The organism is Rubrilithobacter danxiaensis, from assembly GCF_047272945.1.
In the GTDB taxonomy this organism is placed as follows: Bacteria; Bacteroidota; Bacteroidia; order Sphingobacteriales; family Sphingobacteriaceae; genus Rubrolithibacter; species Rubrolithibacter danxiaensis.
The window spans coordinates 77,944-97,603 of the sequence record NZ_JBKOPS010000011.1 but is presented as its reverse complement, the minus strand read 5'-3'; the positions used below and the strand labels follow the sequence as shown (position 1 = coordinate 97,603).

Here is a 19,660-nt window from a genome sequence, read left to right as displayed (position 1 = left end):
TTGATCTATTTATCTTAACCTCAATTTCGATCACCTACAACCCATAACTTACAACTCGCTACCAAATACTAGTTACTCACTACTAATTACTTGCTACTAACTACCAACTACTCAAATGTACATATTAGGAATTAACGCTTATCACGGCGATGCTTCAGCCTGCATTTATAAAGACGATCAGTTAATTGCCGCTTCAGAAGAAGAACGTTTCAGGAGGATTAAGCACTGGGCCGGGTTCCCCACTCAGGCTATTGAATTTTGTCTGAAGGAAGCTGCGGTTAGTATTACGGATGTAGATTATATTGCTATTTCCCGTGATCCGAAAGCCAATTTCGGAAAGAAGGTCTTTACAGCGATAAAAAATCGTTTAAGTTTCAGCAACGTAATCAACCGGGTAAAAAATCTGAAAAAAGCCGCTTCGGTTGAGGATGAGATATGCAGTTACTTTAAAATTGAAAAAAAGGACTTAAAGGCTCAGATTATAAATGTGGAGCATCATCGCAGTCATCTGGCCAGCGCCTTTTTTGCTTCTCCGTATGAAGATGCCGCCCTTCTTTCAATTGATGGCTTCGGCGATTTTACTTCTACCATGACCGGAATAGGTAGTGGAAATCAGATTGAAGTACTGGATACGGTATCCTACCCGCATTCCTTAGGTGTGTTTTATACCACTTTTACGCAATTTCTTGGTTTTCCGCATTACGGCGATGAGTATAAAGTAATGGGGCTTGCACCCTACGGGGAACCCCGTTATGCAGAGCAGTTAAGGGATGTGGTTCATTTACTGGATAATGGACTGTTTGAGTTAAACCTTGATTATTTCAATCATCCACAGCAGGGGGTACAAATGGTTTGGGAGGGAGGAGTTCCTCACATGGAAAGCCTTTTCAGTGATTACCTGGTTGAGAAATTTGGTCAACCGCGATCTTATGATCAGCCGCTTGATCAGCATCATAAAGATATGGCTACTTCAGTACAACGGGTTTGCGAAGAAACGATTTTTCATATTCTCAATCACCTGCAGAAAAAAACCGGGTATAAAAAAGTGTGTATTGCGGGCGGGGTGGCGCAAAACTCAGTAGCTAACGGAAAAATTTTAGCAAACACCGGATTTGAAGAACTATATATTCCACCGGCTGGGCACGATGCGGGCACATCTATCGGAGCTGCTTTATGGGTATATAACCAGGTACTAAAGAACCCGCGAATAGAGCCTATGCTGCATGGCTACCTAGGAAGCAAATTTGAAAATTCAGAGATAGAAGCTTTTTTAAATGAACAGAATATACATTTCGAAAAGCTATCGGGCGCAGCCTTGTTCGACCGGGTAAGTGAGTGCCTGCTGGATTCGGGTGTGGTCGGATGGTTCCAGGGGAGGGCAGAATTTGGTCCGCGGGCACTGGGGCACCGTTCCATCATCGCCGATCCCAGAAGACAAGACGCAAAAGAGATTTTGAATGCTAAAATAAAAAGAAGGGAATCTTTTCGCCCATTTGCTCCGTCTATTTTAAAGGAGCATGTTTCAAATTACTTTGAACGCACTGATAATGTTCCTTTTATGGAAAAGGTTTACAGGATACGCAAAGAAAAACATGCCGATATTCCCGCCGTTACCCATGTAGATGGAACAGGACGCTTACAAACAGTAGATAAAGACGTGGAACCTAAATATTACGGACTTATTGAATCTTTTTATAAAAAGACCGGCGTGCCCGTTCTTTTGAATACGTCTTTTAACGAGAATGAACCTATTGTGAACACTCCCTACGAAGCATTGCAATGTTTTTTAAGAACAAAAATGGATATGCTGGTGATGGAAGATATAGTGATCTCAAGGAAAAATTTTAATAGTGCGGATTAAAATTTCTTAGAACCTTTTGCTTGATTTGTTGAAATGTGTAAAAAATGTTTATAACTTTACACATAGGTTAATTAAATTTCACACTATGTGATATTTCCCTCCTGCTATTTACTTAAATTTAATACGTAAGATTTCGTAAATACAGAAGACAAGAATTTCTAAAAATGAAAGCTCTCAAAATTTTACTAACCAGCCTTTCTTTGTTTGTGTTGCCTTATATAACACTTGCGCAGCAATGGAAATCTCTGGGTCCGATAGAGGATCAGATGCCTTCTTCGGTTCATGCAGCTGCGTGGACTTCGGTAGCAACTGATGTAAGTGGAACACCTTATATTTTTTATCAGGACGGAGAAAGCAATAAGAAGGCAACAGTAAAAAAATATAATGAAGCGGATAAAAAATGGGAAACCGTAGGATCAACCGGATTTAGTAAAGGATCGGTGAGTTATACTTCTATTGCTGTTAATAACAGTAACGGAGTTTTTATTGCATATCGCGATGAAGGGAATGCCAATAAAGCTGCAGTAAAACGCTTTAATGCGGTAACATCAAAGTGGGAAGCTGTAGGTGCTGAAAACGTTTCAACAGGAGCTGCTTCTTTTGTTTCCATTGCCGTTGATAGGGATAACATACTTTATTTACTGTACCAGGATGAAGCAAACGGAAATAAACCGGTTGTAAAGAAATTTAATAGCGAGTCCTCCCTATGGACTGATCTTGCTTCGTCAAAAATTTCAACAGGATCGGTAGCTTATCCCTCAATAACTATTGATGGAAAAGATATTTACATTGCTTTCCAGGATGTATTATATGGAAGAAAAGTAACTGTAAAGCATTTTGTGAGTACAAACGGTACATGGGAAACATTAGGGAGTGCCGGTTTTTCGCTGGGTGCTGCAGCCTATACATCTATTGCTGTAACGGCTGATCATATTCCGTATGTTGCCTATCAGGATTCTGTAAATAAAGGAAAGCTGAGTGTACAGTGTTTTGACAGGAATAAAGCTTCCTGGCAGATTGTGGGTACCCTTGGTTTTACCCCATCGCTTGCAACTTATTCCGTTATCACGTTTGATAAATCGGGAGCACCTGTAGTAGCATTCAGTGACGGCAGCAAACGTAACAGTAGCAGTATCAATCGCTTTAATAAAAATAAAAAAGGCTGGGAAACAGTAAGCACAGGTTTTTCTTCGGGTGCTGCCGCTTATATCTCTGTTGCAAAAAGTAATAAAGATGTAATTTATGTTACCTATCAGGATGGTGGCTTAGGAGACCAGGCTGTAGTGAAACAGCTGAATACAAATAACCTGCAATGGGAAGATCTTGGAGGTGAAAATGTATCTTCCGGAACCACAGCAGGCTTTATGGCTATGGCAGTGGGAGCAGATGAGTTACCTTACATTGTTTACCAGGATGAGGCAAACTTTAATAAGGCTACTGTAAGAAAATACAATAAACAAAGTGCGTCCTGGGAGATACTCGGAAATCCCGGATTATCTGATGGCTCTGCCGCTTATACTTCCATTGCTGTTGGAAGCAATAATATACCTTACGTTGTTTACCAGGACGGTGCCAGTTTTAATAAAGTAAGTGTAAAATGGTATAAAAGCAGTACCGGTACCTGGGAAGTGGCAGGAACGGAAGGGTTTTCAGCAGGAAGTGCTGATTTTACAGCAATCGCTCTTGACCAGAACAATATTCCCTTTGTGGTTTACCGGGATGCTTCCCTAAATTATAAAGCGGTTGTAAAGAAATATAACAGTTCAGCAAAAAACTGGGAAACGATTGGAGCGGAAGGTTTTTCACAAGGATCAATTGCCTATATAACTATTGCAATTAATAAGGATAATATACCTTATGTAAGTTACAGGGATGATATCAATAGTAATAGAATAACAGTTAAACGCTATAACAGTGTAACATCTTCCTGGGAAAATGTTGGAGCAACAGGTTTTTCTGCCGGCTCGGTAGCGTATACTTCTATTGCAATAGATAGTAATAATATGCCTTATGTGGTTTATCAGGATATAACCAATGGCAGTAAAGCTACTGTAAAGCGATTTAATAGTTCAAGTTCAGCCTGGGAAACGGTGGGCACTGTTGGGATAAGCTCAGCAAATGTTTCATATACTTCCATTGCTATAGATAAAGCGAACATACCATATGTTATTTACCAGGATAAAGCAAAAGCGAATAAAGCGACGGTAAAAAAGTTTAACATTAAAAATGGCCTTTGGGAAAGTATTGGAACAGAAGGATTTTCATCCTCGTCTGTTAGTTATGCTTCAATAGCCGTTAGTTCTTTGAATAAACTAACTATAGCTTATCGGAATGATAATTCAGGGTTCCCTGAGGTTCAGGAATTGAATACTAAAGGCGAGGTTTGGCTGAATTCGGGCGCTGCGGGTATCTCATCCGGGTCAGTTGCTTCGTTTACTTCTATTGCGGTTGATCAGAATAACATTCCTTACCTTGTTTACAGCGATGAAAGCAATTCAAATAAGGCAGTTGTAAAGCGCTATAATAAAACAAGGTCCTCCTGGGAAATATTGGGTGCAGGACCTTTTTCAAAAGGAGGTGCTTCTTATACATCCATCGCAGTCGCTAAAAATAATGAACCTTTTATTGTGTTTAGTGATGCAGAAAATGCAGGACGCTCCAGTGTATATAAATACAATGCTATTACCACAAATTGGGAACCGGTGGGTCTGGAAGGTTTTTCAGCAGGAGCTGCAGCTTATACACAAATTACAACCGATAAAAATAACGTTCCGTACGTAGTTTACCAGGATGAAGCGAACGGGAAAAAAATTACTGTACAACGATTTAACTCCAATACATCGACATGGGATCTGGTAGGTAGTGCGGGCTTTTCTCCGGGAATTGCCCATTCCCCCGGTATTGCGATTGATCAGGATAATAATCTTTATGTTGCCTATCAGGATGCAACGACTAAAAAAGTAACAGTTAATCGGTATAACAGCCTATCATCAGCATGGGAAGTGGTAGGGCCAGAAGGATTTTCAGACGCTGCAGCTGAATATGTTTCGATTGCTACAGATCAGAATAACGTTCTGTATGTTGTTTATAAAGATGGAGCTGCCACTGGAAAGGCTACTGTTAAACGGTTTGATGCTGCTACCTCTTCCTGGGAAACGGTAGGCAAAGCCGGATTTTCCGGTGGAACGGTATTTTATACTGCTATTGCTATTAATAAAAACAATGTTCCTTTTGTAGTTTACAGAGATGGTTCAAATACAGATAAGGCTACCGTACAGCGTTTTAAAAACGAAGCCTGGGAAACTGTAGGAGCTGAAGGCTTTTCAACAGGGGCAGCAGCTTTTACAGCTATTGCTCTGGGCTATAATGATAAGGTTTTTGCTGCCTGCCAGGATGCGGGCGCCGGAAAACAGGCAATGGTATTTGAATTGAATGAGCAAAGTGTAGCCTGGGATGATTTTGGTGATGGAAAAGTATCTGGAGGTGCTTTAGCTTCCTGGGTTACTGCTGCAATTGATAAAAATAGCGATCCGATTGTTATATACAGGGACGACAGAAATAAAGGTATTGCCGGTGTAACAAAATACGATCCACAGAACAAGACCTGGAAAGGGTTTAGTACTGCTGGTTTAACCGAAAGCAGTGTAACGTTTACAGGTGTCGCCACAGATAAGAATAATATACCATACATCATTTATCGCGATGAAAACACCCGGAATAAAGCGATTGTGAAAAGGTATAACGATGCAGCCTCCTCCTGGGAAACACTTGGAAACCAGGGACCAAGTGAAGGGCCTGCCGCTTATACATCTATTGCAATAGATGGAAATAATATTGTTTATGCGGCTTTTCAGGACAGTACCGATGCCTGGAAAGCCGTTGTAAAACGATTTAACGTCTCAAAATCAACCTGGGAACTCGTGGGCAAGGAAGTGTCGGATGCAGGAGCTTCCTTTATCAGCTTAAGGATTGATAAAAATAATGTGCCCTATGTAGCTTTTCAGGACAGCCTTAATCAGGGCCGGATAACAGTAAAATGCTTGTCCGGAACAAACTGGAAAGTATTGGGAGAAGGCATTTCTAAAGGATTGACACGTTATTCGTCTTTGGAATTTGATAATAATAATACCCCCTGGATCGCTTACCAGGATATTGCGAATAATGGTAAAGCTACAGTTCAGCGTTATAATGCCGCTACTAAGAAATGGGAAACAGTAGGACTTCCAAGTTTTTCCTTTGGTGCTGCCTTTTATTCAAGTCTTGCATTCGACCAGACTAACACTCCGTACATTGTTTACAGAGATGATGCAAATGCAAACCGTGCCAGCGTACAACGGTATAATAATACTAAAGTGCTTTGGGAAGCAGTTGGCCAGACTGGTTTTTCTGTAGATGAAGCAAATTATACCAACATTATTTCTTCGGATAATAAACTGTTTGTAGTGTATGCCGATAACGGAATCGGAAAGCAGGTAACCGTAAAAAAATTAAACCAGCAAAGCCTTAACTGGGAAGTGATGGGAGTTAACGGACAATCGGAAGGTTATCCGTCTTCTTTCAGCTCGGTAACAGCAGGAACAGACGGAATCCCTTATATCGCTTTTGCGGATGGTTCAAGGGAGAATAAGGTAACGGTAAAGAAGTACAATGCACAGTCAACTGCTTGGGAAGTACTGGAAGCTTCAGGACTTTCTGCAGGTCCTGCCAAAGAGGTCTCTATAGCTATAAGTTCTGATAATACACCTTATATTGTATATGAAGATGAAAGCCTGGGAGATAAAGCGGTATCTAAACGTTTTAATCCCCAAACGTGGAAATGGGAAGATCTGGGAGTAACTATTTCCACGTCTTCAGCCAGCGCTGTATCCATAGCTGCTGATAAAAACAACAATACTCCATATATTATTTATCGTGACGGAGCGGCTGGTGGAAAAGCTACAGTACGACGTTTTAATAGTTTAAAATCAGATTGGGAAAATGTAGGAAAAGCAGGATTTTCTGAAGGCAGGGTAAATTATACAGATCTGATTATAGGCGCAGATAATTCCCTTTTTATTGCTTACCAGGATGAAGCCAATGGGAATAAAGCTACCGTTCAGACGTTCGATTCGGAAAGCGGCCAGTGGCAAACATTGGGTAAGGCAGGTGTATCCATGGGAATTGCATATTATACAGCGATTGCTGTAGGAACAGATAATACCCCTTATATTTTTTACCGCGATGAGGCAAATGGAGGAAAAGCTACCGTTCAATATTTTGATAAGAGTACTTCCAGCTGGAAGTTATTAGGGACAGTCGGATTTACTCCTGCAGCCATTGCTTATGCGGATATTCAGGTAGATAAAAATAATATTCCCTATATTACTTATCGTGATACACGGCAGGATAACCAGGCAGTAGTTAAACGTTATAACCGGGAAACAAATGAATGGGAAACAGTAGGGCAGGAAAGATTATCCCGAGGTAATTCAAGTTTTAATACCATTGCCCTTACAGACGAGGGAAGAGCTTACGTAGCATTTCAGGATGCGGGAGAGGCAAACCAGGTTGTTGTAAAAGAGTTAAACTCTAATATTCCGGGATGGCAAATATTAGGCTCCAGTGGTATTTCATCAGGAACTTCGGCTAACAATGTTGCGCTCGCTGTAAATTCGGATTCGACCCCATATATCGCTTTCTCTGAAGGGAATAATGGGAATAAGCTGACAGTGAAAAAGTATAACGGTGTCAACCGTGCCTGGGAAACAGTAGGGAGGGTAGGTATTACCAATGGTGCTGCCAATTATATATCTCTTGCTATATGCAGCAATAAAGTTCCTTTTGTAGCCTATCAGGATGGTGCAAACTATAATAAGGCTAGTGTTAAACATTATAACGCAAAAACAGGTAACTGGGAAAGCTTGGGCAGTGAAGGGTTTTCTGAAGGAATAGCCGCTTATATTTCAATAGCTACTAATAAAAGCAGTGTGCCCTATGTAGTTTATCAGGATGCCAGTAAGGATGGAAAAGCAAGTGTGCAATACTATAATTCAGGCTGGAAGCTACTGGGAGCAGCAGGTATTTCAGAAGGAAGGGCGGCTTATACCAGCATAGCCATTGATCATAATGATATTCCTTACATTGCTTATCAGGATTTGGGAGATAAGGCCAGAGTAAATGTAAAACGATATGTATCAGGAAAGTGGGAAAACGTAGGATCCGGCGGAATTTCAGCCGCTCGTGCAAACTTTATTTCTATTGCATTAGATAAAGATAATTTACCTTATATCGCTTATCAGGATAGTACACAGTCAAATAAGATAACGGTAAAACGTTTTAACAGTGCAGATAAAAGCTGGAAGACGTTAGGTCCCGAAGGATTCTCTTCAGGAGCAGTCTCTTATACATCCATTGCTGTTGATTCAAATAATGTTCCCTATGTACTATATCCAAATCAAAGCAAATCTTCAAGAGCTGTAGTGCGCCGTTACAATGCCGATAAAAATATATGGGAGATTTCAGGTGAAGCAGGATTTTCTAAAGGGGTTGCAGCTTTTACCAATCTGGTCATTGGTGCGGGTAATAAAGTCTATGCCGGTTTTAAAGATGCAGGAAGCAGCAATGCGGCTTCTGTCAAGCTGTTGAATAATAAAGCCTTTTCTATGGAAACAACAGGAATGGCGGGTTTATCAGAAGGGGCCGGAACAGCGTTCCTTTCACTTCGTCTGGATAAAAAAGGCGTGCCTTATGTAATTTACCAAGATGCGGGAAGAGAAAATACTGCAACCGTTAAAAAATACAATTCTGAAGCAGGTTTATGGGAAGCTGTAGGTTCGGCAGGTTTTTCTGCAGGAGGCGCCTCATACACTGATATAGCTATATCAGAAAATAATACACTTTATTCTGTTTACAGCGATGTTGCGATTGGAAACAAGGTTATTGTTAAGCAGTACAATGCAGATGCTTTGTCATGGGAAACTGTAGGTACGGAAGGAATATCTCCAAGAGCAGCCGCTTTTGTAAGTATGGTTTCTGTAAATGATACGCTTTACATTGCATATCAGGATAAAGGTAATTCTGATAAGGCAGCAGTAAAAAAATATAATCCACAAACCGGTGCATGGACGACACTTGATCCGGAAGGAGTTTCTTCAGGTACTGCAACTTATACTGCTATTGCTGTGGGCCGCAATAATATTCCATACATTTTATACCAGGATGGTGCTAATCAAAATAAAGCTACAGTTAAGGCGTATAATGCAAAGAAAAAGATATGGGAAGCCCTGGAAAAAGAAGGTATCTCGGCGGGTGAAGCAGCTTATACTTCTTTAGCAATTGACAGCAACAATCAGGTGTATATAGCTTATCAGGATTTTAGTAAAGGCGGAAAGGCTACCGTAAAACGATATAATACGTTAAGCTCGAAATGGGAAACAGTAGGTATGGAGGGTTTTTCAGCAGGGGAGGCTTCTTTTACAGCTATTCAACTGGACGAATACAATATCCCGTATGTTGTTTACCGCGACGGCAGCCAGGGAGGAAAAGTAACAGTCAGCCGTTTTAACAGGATAAAAAAAATATGGGAAGTAGTTACTCAACCGGGGCTTTCTGAAGGTGCAGTTACCTATCCTGCCATTGCAATTGCAGGAAACAGCCTGCCTTATATAGCCTACTCAAGCAGCCAGGCTTTTGCGCAGGCTTATGACTGCGTTCCTGCAATAGAGAGCCAACCTGAAGATCTTACTGTATGTGTTAATACAGATGCTGTTTTTTCAGTAAGTTTAACGGGCGCTAATAATTCGTACCAATGGCAGGTAAATGACGGTTCGGGATTTAAAGATATTACGGAGAGTGAAACATTTTCAGGCGTAAATACCAATGTTCTTAAAATTACATCAGCGCCCATAACTTTCAAGGGATATAAATACCGTTGTCTTATTATAGGCTCCTGTGTTGTTATGTCAAATGAAGCTGCATTAAACTTTAATGATTTTAATGCGAGCCTGTTGCCTCAAATGCTTCCTTTAACAGCAACCGAAAGCAGGCGATTTGAGCAAAGTATTGAAGGTAAAGGCGGAGAAGGTCCTTATAAGTTCAGTATTGCTTCCGGTTCTTTACCTCCAGGCCTTATACTAAGTTCTGACGGTAAAATTTCCGGAACTCCGGTACGGGGAAGCTCAGGTAGTTTTTCTTTTTCTGTGAAGCTTCAGGAAAATAGTATTTGCCACAATGAAAGTACAGCCAGCTTTAACCTCGTAGTTAATCCGATTACGGCAGATATGGTGGAAGTTCATCCGGTAGTAACACCGAATGGCGATAGTAAAAATGATTTTCTCGAGATCTTTGGCATAGAAGCTTTCCCCGAAAATCACCTGCTCATAGTGAACCGAAACGGTACTCCGGTTTTTGATGTCCGTAAATACGATAATCAGCAGAAAGTATTTTCTGGAAGAACAACGTTTGGAGTAGATAATTTGCCTGCAGGTACTTATTTCTATCTTCTCGAATATAAAAGCGGGGATGAAATGATCCGTAAGAACGGTTACCTGGTATTACGTTACTAATAAGAAGAAATGAGGTAAGAATACAAGAGAGGGATCAGGAAGAAGAATAGAATATGCTTGGATTTATAATATAAAATAAAGAAATTGAAAATTGTAGAGTTGAAAAAAACAGGATTCGTATTGATTTTGCTGCTTTTAACCTCGGTAGGTTTGAAAGCCCAGCAATCTTTTACGTATACTCAGTACATGGATAATCTTACTCCTGTTAATCCGGCTTTTTCGCTTCTCAATCCCTTGGGTTCTCTCGATCTGATTGCCAGAAAGCAGTGGGTTGGGATAAAGGGATCACCTTCAACACTTCTCCTGGATGCGTATATGCCGGTGGGTACTGATGAAAAAACAATGATTGGGGCAATAATTTTGCAGGATAATCTGGCAGTTGAAACCCAATCTGAATTTAATGCTTTTATAGCAAGGTCGGTACAAATTTCTGCAACAGATTTCCTGGCGCTATCATTAAATTTCGGGGCAAGAAGATATGTTTCTGATTTTTCGAGCCTCGATGCTGACGATTCGGCTTTGAAAGGAGATATCAGAGAGATTGCTGCAAATCTGGGTTTTGGAATTATGGCTTTTGGTAAAGATGATAATGGGGAAACGAAATATTTTGCCGGCTTGTCTGCTCCGCGTCTGAGCATCCGTACATTAGGTTTAGGGGGCTCTGCGGAAAAACAAAATCTTAAGGATCAGTTTTACATTACCGCCGGATTTTTCAAGAATATTACCGACGGAATCCGCTTTAAACCGGCTGTTCTTGTTTCTCATGCACCTAACGTTCCACTCCAGGCAGATATATCAGGTACTTTTTACCTGCAAAATAAATTCGGTGTAGGCCTCAACTACCGCTCCAACAACGAACTTGGAGGAATTTTTTCTGTAAATGTTGGAGAAAGGCTGCATTTTGGCTACAGCTACCAAATGGTCTTGAGCTCGGCAAGAATAGGAAGCTTTGGTAATGATACTCATGAAATTGCCTTTTCGTATAAGTTGAAAACTTACTGAGTATAGCTCACATTTTTCTTTGGTGTGAAATTCTGTTCTTTGATTAGCGTAAAGTAACTTTTTATTTTCCAGTGTCGTATAAGTATTTCATGGGTTGAAAATATATTTCAGGTTTTTTGAAAATGTATTGCATTCTTAATTGTTTTTTTAGATTATTGTAATCTTACGATGCTTCAGTTACTCAATTTCTCGAATCCCCTTTCTTACTTTTTTATAATAGCTATTGCTCTTGTTCTTGTTCTGATCGCAATTCCATCTATTATTTATGTTGCCAATAACAGGAACCTGTTTGATGATATTGATGTAGAGCGGAAGGAGCATCAATATGGTATAGCCCGTCTCGGCGGCGTAGCCATATTCTGCAGCTTTATGATTACCTGCCTGATATTTCCGCAGGTAACAAGCGTTGAGGGAGGAAGCCTCATTCTGGCCTGCAGTATGATATTGTTTGCTGTTGGACTGAAAGATGATTTGTGGGGAGTAAACCCGAGCACGAAGTTTGGAATGCAGTTAATTGTGGCGCTTATTATGGTTGTTCTTGGCAATGCCCGCCTTACGAGCCTTTATGGTATTTTGGGTATTCACGATATTCCGTACGTTATAGGTATTCCTCTTTCTGCCCTGATTATAATGTTTGTGATGAATGCGTTTAATCTGATTGACGGGATAGACGGATTGGCAGGGATAACCGGATTGGTGGTAAATATAAGCCTGGGTATCATTTTTATAGAGATGGGCCAAACCAGATTAGCAATAATTGCATTTGCATTGGCAGGAGCATGCGTCGGATTTCTACGTTATAATCTTACTCCTGCAAAAATCTTCATGGGTGATACCGGCTCGTTATTATTAGGATTTATATCGGTAATTCTGTGCATCCGCTTTATAGAATTAAATAAAGTTGGAGCTGTTAACCGGTTATTTTATAGTTCTGCACCTTCAATTGCTGTAGCCATACTGATAGGCCCGGTGTTTGATGCGATGCGGGTATTTACCTTGCGGGTGTTCAATCGTACTTCGCCTTTTAAAGGAGACCGAAATCATGTACATCACCGGATGCTGTATATCGGTTTAACTCATTTACAGGCAACCTTTATTTTAATGCTTTTTAATGTTTCCATGATTGTGCTCGCCTTGTTTTTACGAGACATCGGAAACTTACTCCTGATGGGGATTCTATTCTTTGTATGTATCCTCTTTAATTCGTTTCTTTCCTTTTTTGTTCGTTCAAAAGAGCGCAAAAGTTACCGCCTGGTAAATTTTCTCTGGTAAACCTTTTCCTCTTATTCAGGTTTAAGAGGTATGAACGAAACTTCCGGTAAACTGAAAATAGGCGATATAACCTTATCTTATACAGCAACCTCTGTTTCCGATCCTTCGCAGACCGTTATTTTGGTTCATGGCTTTCCCTTTACGAGGGCTATGTGGAAACCCCAGTTAGCCTCATTAACACAGAAAGATATTCGGGTTATAACTTATGATATTCGTGGCTTTGGCAATTCTTCAGCCGGCCATGGATTTTTTAGTATTGATCTGTTTGCCGAAGACCTGATTGAATTTATAACTTCATTAAAACTGGAAAAAATTATTCTTTGCGGGCTTTCTATGGGTGGTTATATTGTTTTGCGGACGTTTGAGAAAAAAACCGACTTGTTTGCCGGACTTATTCTTTCAGATACAAATTCAGGATCAGATCCGGATGGATCAAAACTGAATCGGTTTCTAAGCATAGAGAAGATTCAGAAAGGAGAGAAAAAAGATTTTGCCGAGGATTTTTTTAAACGTGTACTTTCAGATCAAACACTATCAACCAAACCGGATTTAGTGAATACAGTTCGCGAAATGATTCTTTCTGTCTCAGATTCTACAATCTGCGCTGCACAACTCGCCCTTGCATCACGGACAGATACAACTGCCATATTAAAAAATATTAAAATCCCTGTACTTATTATAAGAGGAGAAGAAGACCGCTTAATGCCTGTTGAACAAGCTAAATTTCTTCACTCTCAAATTTTGAATTCCCGCCTTGTTGAAATTCCTCAAAGTGCTCATCTTCCAAATCTTGAAAATCCCGATGCATTTAATGCTGCTGTCACTGAATTTTGTTTAACTATTTAAATAAAATTTCTGAGTTGTAGCTTCTTGCATCGCAAACATTTCCTCATTTCTGTTGCTTTTTATTTCAATGGAAATTGAAGAGCTTTTGGAAGAAACGGGACTTGTTTATATGACAGATTCCAATCCCGGGATTAGTCGTAAGCGGGTGAAAGATGGGTTTGTTTATATCAATTCAAAAGGACAGGAAATAACGGATCAGAAATTACTGTATAGAATAAAAAAGCTTATTTTACCACCGGCATGGGAAAATGTATGGATCGCTCCGAAAGCAAACGCACATTTACAAGCAACCGGAATTGACCAGGCCGGCAGAAAGCAGTACCGTTACCATAACGAATGGAGTAAGTACAGAAATCAGAATAAGTATTACCGATTGCTTGAATTTGGTAAAAAGTTGCCCGAATTTCGAAAAAACCTGAAAAAAGATCTGCAGCGAAGAGAATATGACGACAGGAAAGTATTAGCGATTTCTGTAAGCCTGATGCAGAAAACCCTGATACGTGTTGGCAATGAATCATATAAACAGCTTTATGGCTCTTATGGCTTGAGTACGCTAAGAGATCGCCATGTAAAAATAGAAGGAGCAGAAGTAAAACTCGCTTTTAAAGGGAAAAAAGGAGTACAGCATGAAATTAGTTTGACAGACAGAAGCCTGGCCAGGCTTGTAAAAAAATGCAGGGATATTCCCGGGCAGGAATTGTTCCAGTATTATACCAGTTCCGGAGATCGTCGGTCTATTGATTCGGGTATGATAAACAGTTACATTAAAGATATAACCTCCTGCGATTTTACTGCTAAAGATTTTCGAACTTGGTCTGGTACTTTAGAGGCATTACGAACTTATGCAGAATATGAATATCACGAGTCTGTAAACAAACGGAAGAAAGTAACAGTAGCAATGCTTGATACGGTAGCTTCCAAGCTTGGAAATACCCGTGCTGTATGTAAAAAGTCCTATGTTTTTCCTCCGCTTATCGAAGCATACGAGACAGGAGAGCTCTTGCCCTATCTGAAAAAGATAAAAAAAGATTCAGTTTCAGCAGAAGATGAAAAATTAAGTACTGATGAAAAGGTTCTTTTAAGTTTTTTAAAGAACGAGCGGAAGAAAGCGGGTGAAAATAAAGCAGCTTAAAGATTTGAGACTTATGTTTTAAGTATTACCAGGCTTTTCATCTATCGGCGTGATGGGTTGCTCTCGTTCAACTTTTCTTTTTTGCGGATCATAAAACTCCGGATTTTCTTTCTGATAATCCTTGTCTTTGTCTTTCAAAACCGTCTCTTCGTCATCCTGATGGTGTTTAATTTCTTTCCTCTCCGAATCTTTAGGCTCGAACTTTTCCGGTTTATCACTTTGATTGTTTATGTCTTTGTCGTCATTTGTCATACAACAACAACGATAAGTCCAAAAGTTTTGTTTTAAACCATCTCATTCCCGAAGCTGTCCGTTTTCCTTTGACTTTACACTTTTGAACTTCTAACTTTAGCCTCATGAGAATAGCAATTAATGGATTCGGCCGGATAGGCAGAATTGTGCTTCGTACACTACTTCAAAAAACAGGAATTGAAATAGTGGCAATAAATGATCTTACAGATGCAACCACGCTTGCACATCTTGTAAAGTACGATTCTGTACACCGGGGATTTAAAGGAGATGTATATGTTAAAGGAGATGATCTGAATATAAACGGAAAAAATATTTCGGTTTTTTCTGAAAAAGATCCTTCTAAACTTCCCTGGAAAGAATTAGGTATAGATCTGGTAATAGAATCTACGGGTAAGTTTACTTCAAAGGCTGGAGCTCTGATGCATTTACAGGCAGGAGCACGGCAGGTTATTGTATCAGCGCCATCTTCAGACAAGGATATTCCCACTGTAGTGTTAGGAGTAAACGATAAGGATATTGACTTTTCCTCTGCTATTCTGTCCAATGCTTCCTGTACCACTAATAATGTGGCGCCTCTGGTAAAAGTGCTTGACGATAACTGGGGAATTATTGACGGGTATATTACAACCGTTCACTCCATGACAGGGGATCAAAGCCTGCACGATGCTCCCCATAAAGATCTGCGCCGGGCCAGGGCTGCTTCCTCTTCTATTATTCCTACAACAACGGGTGCGGCGAAAGCCATTACCAGCATTTTTCCGCATTTGGAAGGTAAACTGGGCGGTGCAGGAATCCGTGTCCCGGTGCTTAATGGCTCTTTAACTGATTTTACCTGTATCCTAAGGCAACAGCCCTCGGTTGAAGATATTAACGAGGCATTTAAACAAGCTTCACAATCCTTTTTAAAAGAAATTCTTCAGTACACAGAAGATCCTATTGTTTCGGTGGATATTTTGGACAATTCTCATTCCTGTATTTTTGATGCCCTTTTAACCTCGGTTGTAGGAGGCCTGGTTAAAGTAGTGGGATGGTATGACAACGAGTACGGATATTCCAGCCGCTTGACAGATTTAGTTGAAATAATTGCAAAGAGAAAAAGTTAAGTGTAGATGATTCAATTTATAACAACGGGGCAAACATTATCGATTAGAAGTGAAGTATTACGAGAGGGAAGGTTATCCGCCGAAGAATGTCATTTTGATGGGGATGATCTGGAAGGGACATTTCATTTAGGATATTTTACAGAGGATAAGCTGGTATGTATAGCGACCTTTCATTCCCGTTCTTTGAGTGATTTTGAAGGTAAAGGATTTCGTTTGCGTGGCATGGCAACGGTTGATGGGTATCGCGGAATGGGATTTGGAAACAAAGTACTCAATTTTGCAATTGAGTATTTAAAAGGACAGAAAGTTAATTACCTTTGGTGCAGTGCACGAAAGGTAGCTTTTAACTTTTACCAGCAGCTGGGGTTTCAGTTTATTTCAAACCAGTACGAGGTGCCGGGAATTGGCCCACATAAAGACATGTATCTTAAAATTCAATAATACAGTTTTAGCAAATGAAAACAATCGATAATCTTAATTTTTCTGGCAAAAAAGCATTGATCCGGGTTGACTTTAATGTTCCTCTAGATGAAAATTTTAATATAACAGATGATAACAGGATACAGGGAGCTTTGCCTACAATTAAGAAAATATTAAATGATGGCGGAGCAGTGATCCTGATGTCGCATTTAGGCAGGCCAAAGGAAGGGCCAACAGAGAAATACTCACTTAAGCATATAGTTAAACATCTTTCGGATGTTTTAGGGAAAGAAGTTCAGTTTGCTGATGATTGTATAGGCGAACAGGCCATAGCGAAGGCTGCTGCGCTGAAAAATGGAGAAGTGCTTTTGCTGGAAAACCTTCGCTTCTACAAACAGGAAGAGAAAGGAGATGTGGAGTTTGCTGAGAAATTAAGTAAGCTGGGCGATGTATATGTAAACGATGCTTTTGGAACTGCCCATCGTGCTCATGCCTCTACTGCAGTAATTGCCCAATTCTTTCCGGATGCAAAATATTTCGGATACCTGATGGCTGCAGAATTGCAAAATGCTGAGAAAGTATTAAACAATGCAGAAAGACCGTTCACCGCAATTATGGGAGGTGCTAAAGTATCTGACAAAATCCTTTTGATTGAACGTCTCCTCGAGAAAGTCGACAACTTATTAATAGGTGGTGGCATGGCCTATACTTTCGCGAAGGCGCAGGGAGGAAATATTGGAAATTCTTTGGTTGAGGCGGACAAGCTGGACCTGGCACTAAGCCTGATTCAAAAAGCAAAAGATAAAGGGGTAAAGCTTTATTTACCAATGGATTCAATTATTGCAGACAAATTTGCTCCTGATGCTCAAACCGAAGTAGCAAAAAATGATAATATAAAAGATGGCTGGATGGGCCTTGATATTGGTCCTGAGGCAGTAAACGAATATCAGGAAGTAATAGCTGCTTCCAAAACTATTTTATGGAATGGTCCGATGGGCGTTTTTGAAATGGAGAAATTTGAAAAAGGTACAAAAGCGGTAGCAGAATCGGTTGTAAAAGCGACCGAAAATGGCGCCTTTTCCTTAATTGGCGGAGGTGATTCTGCAGCTGCTGTTGCTAAATTCGGTTTGGAAGAAAAAGTAAGCTATGTTTCTACCGGCGGTGGCGCCCTGCTCGAATATATGGAAGGAAAAGAGCTTCCCGGGGTGAAAGCGGTGAATGAATAAAATAGCAGATAATTTTGTTACAAGGTCCGGGCCCTAGCGCCCGGATTTTTTGTTTTCAGGAGTTTTTTCTCCTGCTGTGGGAAAAAAGATCTGTTGAAAACTTTTTTGTGGGACATTGTGGTAAAAAGTGGAAGTAATTATTACTTTTACTTTACATTATTGGGTAAATACTAGATGTCTCACTTTTTAGGGGAATTTGATTGCAAGCTTGACGCCAAAGGCAGACTGATGATTCCGGTCGGTTTGAGGAAGCAACTGCCTGACGCAGAGCGGGAAGGGCTTGTGGTTAACCGTGGGTTTGAGAAGCATCTGGTAGTGTATACCCGAAAGGAGTGGGATAAGATTGTAGAGGATTTAAGTAAGTTGAATCAATATGAAAAGAAGACGAGGGAGTTTATAAGATACTTTACCAGGGGCGCTACCGAGTTGGTTTTAGATGCGGCGGGCAGGGTATTGCTTCCTAAGTCTTTATTAGATTATGCAGGTATAGCTTCTGATATAGTTCTTGCCTGCCAGTTTAATAAAATAGAATTGTGGGCCAAGGATTCATACGATGCGCAGCTCGATAATGAGCCTGACAACTTTTCTAATCTTGCTGAAGAAGTGATGGGTAATATAGGAAGGAGGAGTGATGGCTGATTATCATGTCCCTGTAATGTTGCATGAGTGTATGGAGGGATTGAATATAAAAGCTGACGGAATTTATGTTGACGTTACTTTCGGGGGAGGTGGGCATTCAAAAGAAATTTTAAAAAAACTGGGTGAAAAGGGCAGATTGCTGGCATTTGATCAGGATGCAGATGCGCAGCAAAATATTCCAAGTGATGATCGGTTGACCTTTATAGATCAGAACTTCCGCTATTTAAAAAATAACTGTCGTTTACATGATGCTCCTTTTGTAGATGGTATTCTGGCTGATCTTGGTGTTTCATCGCACCAGTTTGATCAGCCGGAGCGGGGGTTTTCCATTCGTTTTAATGCAGATCTGGATATGCGGATGGATCAGTCTTCGGAGTTGACTGCAAAAAAGGTTATTAACTCCTATAGTGAAGAAAATTTGCACCGGATATTTGGTGTGTACGGAGAAATTCAAAATGCAAAAACCCTTGCCAGAACTATAGTGACAGCCCGTTTGAATAAGCCAATAGAAACTGTTGAAGATCTTAAATCGGCTATAGAAAGTCTGATACCTAAAAAACGTGAAAACAAATACCTGGCCCAGGTTTTTCAGGCTTTACGAATAGAGGTTAATCAGGAACTGGAGGCTTTGGAGGAATTTTTACTTCAATCTGCAGATATTTTGAAAAAGGGTGGCAGACTGGTAGTGATGTCTTACCATTCTCTGGAAGACAGGCTGGTTAAGAATTTTATTGCCAAAGGAAAGTTTCGGGGTGAGGTTGAAAAGGATTTTTACGGAAATGAAATTAAGCCGCTGCTAGCGATAAATAGAAAAGCAATAACGGCTTCAGACGAGGAGCTTGTATCTAATAGTAGGGCAAGAAGCGCAAAACTGCGAATAGCCGAAAAAATACTTTAGATATAAAATATATGAGTAAAGTTTTGAACTGATTGAAATTGAAGTTTCTATAATGACAAACCGGTTTAAGGAATTGATTGAAGAAGAAGAGATTGAAAAGGAGGTTCAGCCGAGGAAAGAGGAAAAGGCGGAGGTTCCTAAAAATTTTTTTACGCTGCTTTTTACCGAAGGTGTAATGTCTAAAGAGGCTGCAACAGAAATGCTTCCCTTTATTATTTACCTGGCATTTCTGGGGATGATATATATAGGAAACAGACATTTTGCAGAGAAGAATATAAGGGATATTGATAAACTGAGTAAGGAGGTTAAAGAGCTGAGCTGGGATTACAAAACGCTGAAGGCGGATCTGATGCTTAAAAGTACGCAGACAGAGGTGGCAAAACAGGTGGATACACTCGGGCTGAAAGAGCCGGTTGAGCCTCCAAAAAAAATAGTAGTAATAACAAAAGAGGAATAATAAAAGTAA

Annotated in this window: 13 protein-coding genes; 12 read left to right on the top strand and 1 reads right to left on the bottom strand. The window is 40.2% G+C overall.

All coding sequences use genetic code 11. From position 1 onward, the window contains the following. The first annotated feature begins 115 nt into the window (after nt 1-115). From ACLCDL_RS14395 to ACLCDL_RS14370, 6 genes are all read left to right on the top strand, one after another. Complete coding sequence (locus ACLCDL_RS14395; RefSeq protein WP_423149069.1) at nt 116-1,861, top strand: carbamoyltransferase family protein; 1,746 nt, start codon at nt 116-118, stop codon at nt 1,859-1,861. A gap of 164 nt (nt 1,862-2,025) precedes the next feature. Then, a complete protein-coding gene (locus ACLCDL_RS14390; RefSeq protein WP_423149068.1) occupies nt 2,026-10,404 on the top strand; it encodes a T9SS type B sorting domain-containing protein in 8,379 nt (2,792 codons plus the stop codon). 84 nt (nt 10,405-10,488) lie between these two features. Continuing rightward, nucleotides 10,489-11,406, top strand: a complete 918-nt coding sequence (locus ACLCDL_RS14385) for a PorP/SprF family type IX secretion system membrane protein (RefSeq protein WP_423149067.1) — start codon at nt 10,489-10,491, stop codon at nt 11,404-11,406. 168 nt (nt 11,407-11,574) lie between these two features. Further along, a complete protein-coding gene (locus tag ACLCDL_RS14380) occupies nt 11,575-12,678 on the top strand; it encodes an MraY family glycosyltransferase (RefSeq protein WP_423149065.1) in 1,104 nt (367 codons plus the stop codon). A gap of 30 nt (nt 12,679-12,708) precedes the next feature. Continuing rightward, on the top strand, nt 12,709-13,524 hold the full coding sequence (locus ACLCDL_RS14375; RefSeq protein ID WP_423149063.1) for an alpha/beta fold hydrolase: 816 nt from the start codon (nt 12,709-12,711) through the stop codon (nt 13,522-13,524). Nucleotides 13,525-13,591: 67 nt separating this feature from the next. After that, complete coding sequence (locus ACLCDL_RS14370) at nt 13,592-14,656, top strand: DNA topoisomerase IB (RefSeq protein ID WP_423149062.1); 1,065 nt, start codon at nt 13,592-13,594, stop codon at nt 14,654-14,656. 18 nt (nt 14,657-14,674) lie between these two features. On the opposite strand, the gene ACLCDL_RS14365 is transcribed toward ACLCDL_RS14370, so the two are convergent. Continuing rightward, a complete protein-coding gene (locus tag ACLCDL_RS14365) occupies nt 14,675-14,908 on the bottom strand; it encodes a hypothetical protein (protein WP_423149061.1) in 234 nt (77 codons plus the stop codon). A gap of 104 nt (nt 14,909-15,012) precedes the next feature. Here ACLCDL_RS14365 and gap point away from each other — a divergent pair, with 104 nt between their 5' ends. From gap to ACLCDL_RS14335, 6 genes are all read left to right on the top strand, one after another. Then, the gene (gene gap / locus ACLCDL_RS14360; RefSeq protein WP_423149060.1) at nt 15,013-16,011 is read left to right on the top strand and encodes a type I glyceraldehyde-3-phosphate dehydrogenase; all 999 of its coding nucleotides are present in this window, start codon (nt 15,013-15,015) and stop codon (nt 16,009-16,011) included. Nucleotides 16,012-16,017: 6 nt separating this feature from the next. Beyond that, the gene (locus ACLCDL_RS14355) at nt 16,018-16,452 is read left to right on the top strand and encodes a GNAT family N-acetyltransferase (RefSeq protein ID WP_423149059.1); all 435 of its coding nucleotides are present in this window, start codon (nt 16,018-16,020) and stop codon (nt 16,450-16,452) included. Between the two features lie 14 nt (nt 16,453-16,466). Next, nucleotides 16,467-17,657 carry a phosphoglycerate kinase gene (locus ACLCDL_RS14350; protein ID WP_423149058.1) on the top strand — a complete coding sequence of 397 codons (1,191 nt, stop codon included), beginning with the start codon at nt 16,467-16,469 and terminating at the stop codon, nt 17,655-17,657. A 174-nt stretch (nt 17,658-17,831) separates the two neighbouring features. After that, entirely contained in the window at nt 17,832-18,296 is a 465-nt protein-coding gene (gene mraZ, locus ACLCDL_RS14345; RefSeq protein ID WP_423149056.1) for a division/cell wall cluster transcriptional repressor MraZ, read from the top strand. Next, the gene (gene rsmH / locus ACLCDL_RS14340) at nt 18,289-19,194 is read left to right on the top strand and encodes a 16S rRNA (cytosine(1402)-N(4))-methyltransferase RsmH (RefSeq protein ID WP_423149055.1); all 906 of its coding nucleotides are present in this window, start codon (nt 18,289-18,291) and stop codon (nt 19,192-19,194) included. Before mraZ ends, rsmH begins: the two co-directional genes overlap by 8 nt. A 52-nt stretch (nt 19,195-19,246) precedes the next feature. Next, on the top strand, nt 19,247-19,651 hold the full coding sequence (locus tag ACLCDL_RS14335; protein WP_423149054.1) for an FtsL-like putative cell division protein: 405 nt from the start codon (nt 19,247-19,249) through the stop codon (nt 19,649-19,651). The last annotated feature ends 9 nt before the right edge of the window (nt 19,652-19,660 follow it).